The 11,751-nt window shown below is 51.6% G+C and carries 9 protein-coding genes; 5 read left to right on the plus strand and 4 right to left on the minus strand.

Going from position 1 to position 11,751, the window contains the following annotated elements; all coding sequences use genetic code 11:
- Positions 1-15: 15 nt before the first annotated feature.
- A complete protein-coding gene (locus QZ310_RS02850) occupies positions 16-894 on the plus strand; it encodes a carbohydrate kinase (protein ID WP_297070171.1) in 879 nt (292 codons plus the stop codon).
- Positions 895-1,143: 249 nt separating this feature from the next.
- Here the strand turns inward: QZ310_RS02850 and thiL are convergent, their stop codons facing one another.
- The 4 genes from thiL to sppA all read right to left on the minus strand — a co-directional run bounded on the left by thiL (position 1,144) and on the right by sppA (position 6,261).
- Entirely contained in the window at positions 1,144-2,184 is a 1,041-nt protein-coding gene (gene thiL, locus QZ310_RS02855) for a thiamine-phosphate kinase (RefSeq protein WP_297070174.1), read from the minus strand.
- A gap of 172 nt (positions 2,185-2,356) precedes the next feature.
- Positions 2,357-3,169, minus strand: coding sequence for a purine-nucleoside phosphorylase (locus tag QZ310_RS02860; protein WP_297070176.1), 813 nt, complete (start codon positions 3,167-3,169; stop codon positions 2,357-2,359).
- Between the two features lie 100 nt (positions 3,170-3,269).
- A complete protein-coding gene (gene lpxK, locus QZ310_RS02865) occupies positions 3,270-4,367 on the minus strand; it encodes a tetraacyldisaccharide 4'-kinase (RefSeq protein ID WP_297070178.1) in 1,098 nt (365 codons plus the stop codon).
- A gap of 112 nt (positions 4,368-4,479) precedes the next feature.
- Positions 4,480-6,261 (minus strand): signal peptide peptidase SppA, encoded by a 1,782-nt coding sequence (sppA, locus tag QZ310_RS02870; RefSeq protein WP_297070180.1) that lies wholly within the window; start codon positions 6,259-6,261, stop codon positions 4,480-4,482.
- Positions 6,262-6,643: 382 nt separating this feature from the next.
- Between sppA and QZ310_RS02875 the strand changes: the two genes are divergently transcribed.
- The 4 genes from QZ310_RS02875 (at position 6,644) to QZ310_RS02890 (ending at position 11,691) form a co-directional block, all read left to right on the plus strand.
- Entirely contained in the window at positions 6,644-7,519 is an 876-nt protein-coding gene (locus QZ310_RS02875) for an AraC family transcriptional regulator (protein WP_297070181.1), read from the plus strand.
- Between the two features lie 54 nt (positions 7,520-7,573).
- Positions 7,574-8,590 (plus strand): glycoside hydrolase family 5 protein, encoded by a 1,017-nt coding sequence (locus tag QZ310_RS02880; RefSeq protein WP_297070183.1) that lies wholly within the window; start codon positions 7,574-7,576, stop codon positions 8,588-8,590.
- An 81-nt stretch (positions 8,591-8,671) separates the two neighbouring features.
- Positions 8,672-10,141 carry a sialate O-acetylesterase gene (locus tag QZ310_RS02885; RefSeq protein WP_297070185.1) on the plus strand — a complete coding sequence of 490 codons (1,470 nt, stop codon included), beginning with the start codon at positions 8,672-8,674 and terminating at the stop codon, positions 10,139-10,141.
- Positions 10,142-10,356: 215 nt separating this feature from the next.
- Complete coding sequence (locus QZ310_RS02890; protein ID WP_297070187.1) at positions 10,357-11,691, plus strand: beta-galactosidase; 1,335 nt, start codon at positions 10,357-10,359, stop codon at positions 11,689-11,691.
- Positions 11,692-11,751 lie beyond the last annotated feature (60 nt).

Consider the following 11,751-nt stretch of genomic DNA (forward strand, 5'->3'; position numbering starts at 1 on the left):
TATAAATTAGAAACCATGAAAGGAACAGTAGTAGGAATGGGAGAAGCCCTTTGGGATGTTCTTCCTGAAGGTAAAAAAATCGGTGGCGCTCCCGCCAACTTCGCATATCATGTCTCTCAGTTCGGTTTGCCGAGCTGTGTGGTCAGTGCTGTGGGCGATGATGCCCTCGGCAATGAAATTATCGAGAATTTCACCTCAAAAGGGCTGAATCATCTCATAGAGAAGGTTCCTTACCCGACAGGAACCGTGCAGGTTGAGATTGATCAGGCCGGTATCCCGCAATATGAAATCAAGGAGAATGTGGCATGGGACAACATTCCTTACACCGCACGCCTCGAACAGCTTGCCGGCAATACGAAGGCCGTATGTTTCGGTTCACTTGCGCAACGCAATGTTGTCTCGCGCAATACCATCAACCGTTTTCTTGACGCAATGCCCAAGGATGACAGCAATCTTATTGTCTTCGATGTCAATCTCCGCCAAGGTTTCTATAACAAAGATATTCTCTGTGAGTCAATGAAGCGCTGCAATATCCTGAAGATAAACGATGAGGAGCTTGTCACTGTCAGTCGCATGTTCGGCTATCCCGGCATAGACCTTCAGGACAAGTGCTGGATTCTTCTTGGGAAATACAACCTGAAAATGCTCATTCTGACCTGTGGTATCAACGGGAGCTATGTTTTCACCCCCGGAAATGTCTCTTTCCAGCCCACTCCGAAAGTCGAAGTTGCCGACACGGTAGGCGCAGGCGATTCATTCACAGCAGCCTTCATCGCAAGCATATTGAAGGGAAAATCCGTAGCTGAGGCTCATTCGCTTGCTGTCCGGACATCGGCCTTCGTCTGCACGAAGAAGGGTGCAATGCCAATTCTTCCCGCTGAATTCACGGATTGATAAGGTCGAAGGTAAAAAAGAATTTGGTTTTAGGTATAATTTAGGAAGGTAAGAACACCAAACATCAGAGAATCCGCAAAGCGGTCAGATGCGTCCTACAATTTCGAGATTGTATGGTTGAGGCATCTGACCGCTTTGCGGATCTTCCGGTGTTTAGTGACGGCTGTGAGCGTGGATGGAGATAGGCGTTGCAAAAGACTCTGCAAGCCGGACGTTACGCTCTCGCAGCCGTTACGGAAAGTACGTTTCTTACTTCTGATTTTCAGAAGCTGCCAATGGGTTCCAGCCCTGGGCGCGGAGGGGGATTTCGTTTCCGTCGCGTGTAATCATTGCGCAACCGAGGGATGGCTTGGTGATATGGCCGATGAGTTTCACTCCGGGAAGCTTTTCAATCTGCTCGTGATAGTGGAGAGGTACGGTGAAGAGGAGCTCATAGTCCTCGCCTCCGTTGAGCGCGGCGGTCACAAGGTTCATGCCGAGTTCCTCGGCCATGATTGCAGTCTGATAGTCGATGGGGATGCGGTCCTCATAGATACGGCAACCGGTGTCGCTCTGCTTGCAGATATGGAGCAGTTCAGAGCTGAGGCCGTCGCTGATGTCCATCATTGCTGTGGGGACGATTCCGGCCTTGGCAAGCTCCTCGATGATGTCGCGACGGGCTTCCGGTTTGAGCTGGCGCTCCACAAGGTATTCCTTGCCCTGGAACTGCGGGACGAAATCTTTCTGTCCGGCAGAGGCGACTTTCTCGCGTTCGAGAAGTTGCAGACCCATGTAGGCGGCACCGAGGTCACCCGACACACAGATGAGGTCGGTGTCCTTCGCGCCGGAACGGCTCACGACCTTGTCGGCCGGAGCCTCGCCGATACATGTGATGGAAATAACGAGACCCTGACGCGACGAGGTCGTATCGCCTCCGACGAGGTCCACGCCGTAAATCTCACATGCAAGGCGGATGCCGGAAAACAGCTCCTCGATATGCTCGACTGTGAAGCGCTTGGATATGCCGAGCGAGACAGTGATTTGCTTCGGGGTGCCGTTCATTGCATAGACATCCGAGAAGTTCACGATGGCCGACTTGTAGCCGAGGTGTTTGAGGGGAACGTATGTGAGGTCGAAGTGTACGCCTTCGAGGAGAAGGTCAGTGGTGACGAGGATGTCGGTCTCGTGGTTGCGCAGGACAGCGCAATCGTCGCCTACACTCTTTACGGTTGAGGCGTTGACGGGTTTCAACCCGGCGGTGAGACGGTCAATCAGACCGAATTCGCCTAATTCGGATATTTCCATAGTCAAGGAGTTTTGAAAAATGGTTCGATTTTGCGGAAATAGATACAGAAGGACAAAAGGGCATAAGAAACAAAAATGTTTACGCTATGATGGCGGTTATATCTGATTTGTTTCCGATGCGCTTTTGTCCTTCTGTATCTATTTTCTCAATTTAATTCAATAAATTTATGTGCTCAGCTCAGCAGCGGTTGACAAGCTCCTTCATGATTTCAAGGCACTTGGGCTGCGCGATGAGAGCGGCCTGCTGAACTTCCTCATGAGTGGGAACCTGAGTGACATCCTTGCCGCCAAGGTCGGTGATGACGGAAATTCCGTAGACGCGCATTCCGGCATGGTTGGCGACGATTACTTCAGGCACTGTCGACATGCCCACGCAGTCACCGCCGATGATGCGGTAGAATTCATATTCCGCAGGTGTCTCGAAAGTAGGACCGGTGACACCGACATAGACGCCGTGCATCAGGCGTATACCCTTTTCAGCCGCGATTTCGTCGGCGAGATGCATGAGCTCCTTGTCGTAGGCGTTAGTCATGGCGGGGAAACGGGTGCCGAGTTCATTGTAGTTCTTTCCGCGGAGGGGAGATTCGGGGAAGAGGTTGATATGGTCGGTGATTGTCATCACGTCGCCCACCTGGAATTCCTTGTTCATGCCACCGGAAGCGTTGCTGACGAAGAGGGTGTCGACACCGAGTGCCTTGAATACACGCACGGGGAAAGTCACCTGCTTCATGTCGTAGCCTTCATAGTAGTGGAAACGACCCTGCATTGCGATGACGCGCTTGTCGCCGAGTTTGCCGAAGATGAGATTGCCGCTGTGGCCTTCGACTGTCGATACGGGGAAATTGGGAATCTCCGAGTAGGGGATGTAAAGTTTATCTTCCATGTGATCCACGAGGGCACCGAGGCCGGTTCCGAGGATGATGGCTGTCTTGGGCATTTCTCCTACTTTGGTGCGGAGAAAATCTGCTGTCTGCTTGATTTGTTCTAACATGTTTCTTATGATATTGATGATTATAGATTCCGGCAAGAGTTCCTGTCAGTGTCGGGGCAAAACAATGGCTGCCGACAGGAGAGATGGGAACAATTGGCCGCTAAGATTTAAACAAGCGGGAATCACGGATGGTTTTTTCGAGCCCGGAAGTGAAGTCGGGTTCGCCACGGTCGATGAATTCCACCTTTATAGGCACATAGAAAATTGATTTCTTCAGCCTGTGGGGGAAGTAGGGGTTGTTGAGGATACGGACGGCATCCTTTTCAGTGGTGATGATGAATTTGTTTTTACCCTGCAGTTCATCATAGAGGCGTGCAATCTCCTCCATGTCCGACGACGTGAAGTTGTGGTGGTCGGTGAACCGTTTCAGCTTCACCTTTGCCTTGTGGCGGCGCAGGAAACGGACAAATGGCTTCGGGTTGGCCACTCCTGTCACGACGAGAATCGACGTGTCGGCATTCTGATGGTCAAGAGCGGGGATGTCGTGCGCTTCCTCGGGGAAGATGGGGACGAGGTGACCGTAGTTATAGCGTGAGAAATATAGCTTCTGATAGGGGAATAGCTTGAGATTCTCCTCAAAGATGCGGTAGTCCATTGCCTTCATGTCGGGCGGACACTTTGTCACCACGACAATGTCGGCACGGTTGAGGGCTCGGGCCGGTTCGCGCAGACGTCCGTATGGGAGGAGCTTGTCCATGAAGACCGGGCGGTTGTACTCGGTAAGAATCACGGAGGCCGACGGCTTGACATAGCGATGCTGGAAAGCATCGTCGAGTATGATCATGTCGAGCTTCGGGTTGATTTCGCGCATCTTGCGGATACCCTCTGAACGCTTCTCGCATACGGCCACAGTGATGTCCGGGCCGAACTTGCGGTAAATCTGGTATGACTCATCGCCGATGTCCTCAGGGCGCGACTGAGGTGTGGCAAGGACGAAACCTTTTGTCGCACGTTTGTAGCCGCGAGACAGGACACCTATATTATACCTCCCGAGGAAGGATTCGACGATGTATTCCACATGCGGAGTTTTGCCGGTACCGCCCATTGCGATATTTCCTACCACAACGATGGGGACGTCAAACTCCTGCTGTTTGAGCATACCGTACTCAAACATCTTGTTGCGCGCGGCAATTCCCACCCCGTAAAGTCGCGAGATGGGATAGAGCAGGAGCATGGATAAGAGTTTGCTACGGGCCAAAATAAAATATATGGAAATTATGAATATTAAAATGAATCGGAGTTTCCCGGAGTGACGGCAATCGCGGCCGGGATTTTTCAGCCACGAAAACCGTGCAAATCAAGGAAAAGCATCAGAGCGACACTTCCACGAAGTCCATGCGGCACTGGAGGGCCGACATGCCTTTGATGCGGTTGATGGTGTCGTAGAGCGAGGCCATGTCGCCGAGCTCGTCACGTACAAGCGACGTTTTCAGCTCGTTGCCGGCTTCGATGAGAGGTGCATACCACTTCTGTTTGGGATTGGGGAAGGTGCTGACGGTGTAGGATTCCACGTTCAGACGCTTTGCCATGTCGGCGAGAGCGGCGTCGAGTCCACCAAGTTCGTCAACGAGACCAAGTTTGAGAGCCTCACGACCATCCCACACGCGGCCTTCGCCAATCATCTTGATGGAGTCCTGCGAGATGTGACGGCCTTCGGCGCAACGTTTGGTGAAAAGGTCATAGCCGCGCTCGACATAGCTCTGCATTGCAGCAGCCTGTGCCGGAGTCATCGGATCCATGATAGTGGGGAAGTTTCCGTTGGCATTTGTCTTGACGGTTCCGGTGTTGATTCCGAGTTTGTCGGAGAGAAGACGGTGGGCGTTGGGAATCATGCCGAAAATACCGATAGAACCTGTGAGGGTAACGGGCTGTGCGAAAATCTTGTCAGCACCGGAGCTGATGTAGTAGCCTCCGGATGCTGCATAGTCGGCCATTGAGACATAGAAAGGTTTACCGGTGAGTTTCTTGAACTGTTCGAGTGCTTCCCAGATCTGCTCGGATGCGAATGCGCTTCCGCCGGGGGAGTTGACATACATGATGAGAGCGTCGATGTCGTCGTTTTCGGCAAGTTCAAGAATCTCGGGAACCATGTCTGATGCGACAATTCCGTCACCGCTGTTATCAGTGATGTCGCCGCAGGCATAGAGCACTGCGATGTTGGCACCCTTGCCGTCGCCAACCTTGTCGAGATCAGCGCTCTTGGCATAATCTGCAGTTGAAACATAGGCAATATCCTTGATTTTCTCGCGGTCGGTAAGGTCGGCGAGCTTTTGGTCAAATTCGTGACGGTAGGTGAGGCCATCGACAATTTTCTCGGCGATATAGCCTTCTGCAGGTTTGGCAAAAACGAAGTTGTCCGCCCAATCGTTGACTTTAGCGGCGTCCACTCCACGTCCTTCGGCGATAGCGGAGCTGACAGTCTGCCAGATGTTGTCGAGATAGAGCTGCTGCTGTTCGCGCGAAGGCTCGCTCATGCCGTCGAGGATGAAAGGCTCGACAGCGCTCTTGTAGGTGCCGACCTTCACCACCTGCACATCCACACCCACTTTCTCAAGAAGCTGATGGAAATAGAGGGTGGTTGCTGCAAGGCCGTGGACATCCACTTCTCCGATGGGATTTATGAAGAGGCTGTCGGCTGTGGCCGCTGCAATGTAGTAGTCACCTTGTGAGTAAGTGTCGGAATAAGCATAGATCCATTTTTCAGGAGCATTTTTCTTGAAATCCTTGAGAGCCTCAACGATTGCCGAGAACTGGGCAAGTCCGGCCTGGGCACCGGCACATTTGAGGTAGATGCCTTCGATGCGGTCGTCAGAAGCGGCTGCTCTGACCGAACCGGTGATGTCTGACAGGATTTGGTAGTCCGTGTCGTCTCCACGCACCAGATTCATGATGTCGAGGTTGGGCTGACGGTCGAGAATCTGACCTGACAAGTCGACTGTAAGGACAGAGCGGTCCTTGATATTAACTGTCGATGAGCCGACGGATGAAGCCATGGCTGCACCGAGAACAATGAAAATTCCGATTACGGCAAGCATCAATGAAAACCAGATGCCGGCAAGAGTAGCGAGAAAAGAGATGAAAAATTTCTTCATTCGTAAACGATTGATGTGAATGATTGATAACGCTAAAACTCTACAAAATTACGACATCGCGAGGTGAATAACAAATTTTTAGCCGATATTAAATAGGTAAATGGTAAACAAAGTCAAAAACGATTGCCGATGCCGGTGGAAAAATGCGCGGATGCCTGACGGATTGGTGGCTAATTGACTGTTGCCAAACGGTGAACGGCAACTGTGAAAATTGATACTTTTTTAACATAATTATGTCAAAAATAGTCAAGTTGAGCGTGAAGTGTGCAAATTTTGCTTTCGTAATTAAAATTAATGTATAACTTTGCAAAAAAGCGGTCGGGATATGCGGCTGTGCGGTGTCCGACTGTTCTTACCTTATTGTAATCTAAGTGAATTTGCCATGAATAAGATTATTACCGAAATCACTCCTCTGTCGGAGAAGGATTGCTTCTACTTGATTGACAGATATAAAGACCGGTTCACATATCCTGTTCACCGTCACGGTGAATATGAGCTGAATTTTGTGTCGAACTGTGAGGGCGCGAGGAGGGTTGTCGGGGATTCAATCGAAACCCTCGGCCAATATGACCTTGTTCTGATTGGAAACGGCATAGAGCACGGATGGGAACAGCATGAGTGTACGAGTGACAAAATACGCGAAATCACGATACAATTTTCACCCGACCTCTTCGGTGAGACACTTCTGGCGAAGACGCAGATGTCGAGCATCCGCCGTATGCTTGAAATCAGTTCCAACGGTGTGGCTTTCAATTTCGAGGGAATCATGAGGGTCTATCACAAACTCGACAATCTGACCAAGATTGAGTCGGGTTTCTACCGGATGATTGAACTCATGTCCATACTCCATGAACTTGCGGAGGATGGTCACTACCGCCGTCTGTCAAGTTCATCGTTCGCGTCGCTCAAGCCTGTTGGCGACAGTCGCCGTGTCCGCAAGGTAAAGGACTACATAAACGCACATTATAAGGAGGAGATACGCCTCAACGAACTGGCCGATCTCGTCGGGATGACTCCGACGGCATTCAGCCGCTTCTTCAAACTGCGCACCGGACGGTCGATTTCCGACTATGTGATTGACATCCGTCTCGGACATGCCACCCGTCAGCTTGTCGACTCCACGACTTCCGTCTCGGAAATCTGCTATGGCTGCGGTTTCAACAATGTCTCGAATTTCAACCGCATCTTCAAAAAGAAAAAAGGGAACTCCCCGAAGGTGTTCCGCGAAATATATCAGCACCACAAGGTGCTTGTGTGAACCGACGAAATACAATTCCGCCACAATCATCACATTTTCTTGCCTATATATTCAATGAAATCACTTTTGCTATCCATTGCATCCGCAATTGCCGTGACCGGCTTCGTTGCGTGCGGGTCAAACGCCCGCCAGACAGAAAATAATTCCGACGCAGATTCGTCGGCTGTCGCTTTCGTCAAACCTCTCCATGTTGAAGGGACTGCGCTTCTGAACTCGGAGGGCGACACCGTTGTCCTCACCGGACCTTCGCTCGGCTGGCATTCAAACTGGGGCCGTTTCTACAACGAGGGGACAGTGAAAGCCGTGAAAGAGAAATGGGGTGCCAACATCGTCCGTGCTGCAATCGGTGCCCATCCTTCGGGTGACTGTGTCAACGGCTACTCTGTCGATTCGGCCAATGCCGTAAATCTTGCTATGAAGGTGATTGATGCTGCGATAGCCAATGACATGTATGTCATCTGCGATTGGCATTCCCATGAAAATACTCTTGCCGATGCCAAGAATTTTTTCAGTGTGATTACTGAAAAGTATGGCGATTCCCCCAACGTCCTTTACGAGATATGGAACGAACCCCTTGAAATCCAATGGCAGGAAATCAAGGACTATGCTCAGGAGCTTGTGCCAGTAATCCGCAAGAATGCTCCCGGTGCTGTCGTCATTGTCGGTACACCCAAGTGGGACCAGGATGTAGATGTGGCTGCCGAATCACCTATAGAAATGCCGAATCTGCTCTATTCGCTCCATTACTATGCCGGAACCCACAAGGACTGGAACCGTGAAAAGGCCGAAAAGGCGATTGCCGCCGGACTTCCGCTGATAATATCTGAATGTGGTTCGATGGACCACACCGGCGACGGGCCGATCGACTATGAGTCGTGGGCCGAGTGGATGGATTTTGCGAATCGCCATAAGCTTTCGGTTCTGATGTGGGATATAGCGGATAAAAACGAAAGTTGCTCGATGATTTCATCCACGGCTTCTGACAATGGCATGGAATGGACCGAGGATGACCTTAAGGAATGGGCAAAGCTCGCGAGGAAGACTTGCGCGGAGCGGAGCGCTGCGCGCTAAGTACTAAGTATTAAGGATAAAGTATTAAGTATTTAAGGACTGCTTCCAAGATATTTTATAATCATAGAGTTTGACATGGCTATGAATAAGAAGTTTTTACCTTTGTTTCTTTTGGCTCTGCCTTTTGGGGTGGAGGGTGTGGAATTGCCGGATATTATCAGTGACAATGCCGTGCTTCAGCAAAATTCTCAGGCGAAGCTCTGGGGTTGGGCTGAGCCGGGTAAGACTGTGACTGTCACGCCGTCGTGGGGTGACGGGAAGGCCTATACAGCCAAAGCGGATTCGAAAAACGGAAGATGGGAGGTCAGCGTGGCCACTCCGGCTGCCTCATTTACTCCGCAAAGCATACGGTTTGACGATGGCACAGCTCCCGTGAGCATCGGCAATCTCCTCATCGGTGAGGTGTGGTTCTGTTCAGGTCAGTCAAACATGGAGATGCCTTTGCGTGGATTCTGGTGTCAGCCTGTCGAGGGTGCTGCCCAAGCGATAGCCTATTCCGGCAAATATCCCGGTATTCGCGTCGCCACTGTGCCTAAGAAGGCAGCCTATACCCCTCAGGAGCGTGTCGAAGGAAAATGGCAACTGTCAAAGCCTGAAAATGCAGCCGATTTTTCCGCGTTGGCCTACTTCTTCGCCACATCTCTGACCGATATGCTCGATGTCCCGGTCGGGATTATCAGTTGTGCCTACGGCGGTTCGAAGGTTGAAGGCTGGATGCCCAAGGAAAAACTTGACACCTATACCGGATGGGATATGGCCAAGGAGGAAAATGATCCGGCTATCAACGAATGGGAGCGCATCGGTGTGATGTATAACGCCATGCTCCGTCCAGTGGTAGGCTATACGGTCAAAGGTTTTCTCTGGAACCAAGGAGAATCCAACGTGGGTCGTCACAATGAATACCCGTCACATCAGCGCGACATGGTGGAGATCTGGCGCAATGAATGGGGCAATCAGGATTTGCCGTTCTATTTCGTCGAACTTCCCGGCTGGAAATATGGCGACGGTGAGGAAACAGCGGCAGCCTATTTCCGCGAATGTCAGCACCGTGCTGCAGAAATGATTCCCAACAGCGGGATTGTCTGCACAAGCGACCTTGTCTATCCACATGAGCTTGAGGACATCCACGCATCGAAGAAACGAGAGATAGGGGAGAGGCTTGCCTTCATGGCTGCGTCGCGCACCTACGGTCTTCCGGGTATTCCTCACACATATCCCTCCTACAAATCCGTGGAACTCAACGGCCCGACTGCACTTCTCCGCTTCAACAATGCCGATGCCGGACTGAACCCCAACATGAACCTTCCCGGATTTGAGGTGGCCGGTGCCGACAAGGTGTTCTATCCCGCCACTGCCACGGAGGACTGGAATGAACGCACCGTAACCGTAAGCTCCGATAAGGTCAAGGATATAAAGGCCGTCCGCTATTGTTTCAAGAACTTCGCGGTGGGCCGGATGAAGGATATGTACGGAATGCCTCTGATTCCGTTCCGCACGGATGATTGGGACGACGCGAAACGCGCCCCGGTCACGGAAAATCCGCAGGATTGATGTGTTGTGGCTCTTCTGCCATTACTTTTGAAGGCTCTGCATACCGATTTCGATGATTTACTCTTACCATAACGTTTACAATTTCTAAGATAAAACAAATTATTTTCTAACCCAGCTATCCTGTAGCTTTAATTCTCACTTGTGCAAAGTTAAGCATGGAAAATCCCCTGAAAGGTGCGATAATGCAAACTGCAGGATAAAAAATCTCAGTACGCATGAAAACTTACAGACGCATGATGTTTGCCGCCGTCTCGGCTATCGCTATAAGTTCCTGTGGTGGCGCGGGAGGTGGCAAGTCATCGACCGACACTGAAAACGGAATGGCTGATTTCGTGACTGTCCGCGACGGAGAGTTCCGTCTCGGCGATTCCACCTACCGGTTCATAGGCACAAACTTCTGGTATGGCCCCATCCTCGCATCGGAAGGGCGTGGCGGTGACCGCCAACGCCTTGCGCGTGAGCTTGATTTCCTGCAGGAACTCGGAGTGAACAATCTGCGTGTGCTTGCGGGCGCAGACGGTGCCGAGGGGCTTGCATCGCATGTTGAACCGACCTTGCAGACGGCTCCGGGTGTCTACAACGACACTCTTCTCCGTGGACTTGACTATTTTCTCGCAGACCTTGAAAAACGCGGGATGAAAGCCGTCGTCTATCTCAACAACGCCTGGGAATGGAGCGGTGGTTTCTCCACCTATCTTGAGTGGGCCGGAGCGGGGAAAGCCGTCAATCCTGCCGATGCCGGTTATCCGGCCTATATGGCCTACGCCTCGAATTTCGTGCGCAACGACTCTGCCCGTGCGCTCGCAGCGAAGCATGTCGAGAATATCGTGACCCGCGTCAACACCGTCACCGGCAAGCCATACACGGAATCCCCTGCCATAATGGCCTGGCAGATAGCCAACGAGCCGCGTCCCTTCGCCGAAGAGAGTATGCGCCCCTTCGCAGAGTGGATTGGCGAGACGGCACGTCAGATTAAGAAGCTTGACGGAAACCATCTTGTGTCGGTCGGCAGCGAGGGTTCCTGGGGATGCGAGAATTCCATTGAACTGTGGAATGAAATCCATGCGATTCCGGAGGTGGATTATGCCACCATACATATATGGCCCTACAACTGGAGCTGGGTACGTCCGGAGAATCTCACCGACAGCGTTGCGAAAGCTATCGCCAACACAGACGCATATATAGGTGAGCATCACAGAAGCCTCGCGGAAGCTCTTGGTGCTACCGGTGGCAAGGGCGTGTCAAAGCCGATTGTGCTTGAAGAGTTCGGTTATCCGCGCGACGGAATGGCCATTGCTCCCGGCTCGGCGGTCGAGGGGCGCGACAGATACTACCAATTCGTATTTGATGAGGTCTGCAAAGGGGGACGATTGGCAGGTGTCAATTTCTGGGCATGGGGCGGTTATGCACAACCCGCTCATGAGAGCTGGCAGCGTGGCGACGACTATACGGGTGATCCTGCGCAGGAGGCCCAGGGTTTGAACTCGGTTTTCGTATCCGATTCGACCACACTTGATATAATCCGCAAAGGAGTGTCAAAACTACACTAATTTTAGCATATTTTGCATTATCGCATCCGGATGCAAAAATATGTCATTAGGTGATAAAAA

It is taken from the genome of uncultured Duncaniella sp. (assembly GCF_910577345.1).
GTDB lineage: Bacteria > Bacteroidota > Bacteroidia > Bacteroidales > Muribaculaceae > Duncaniella.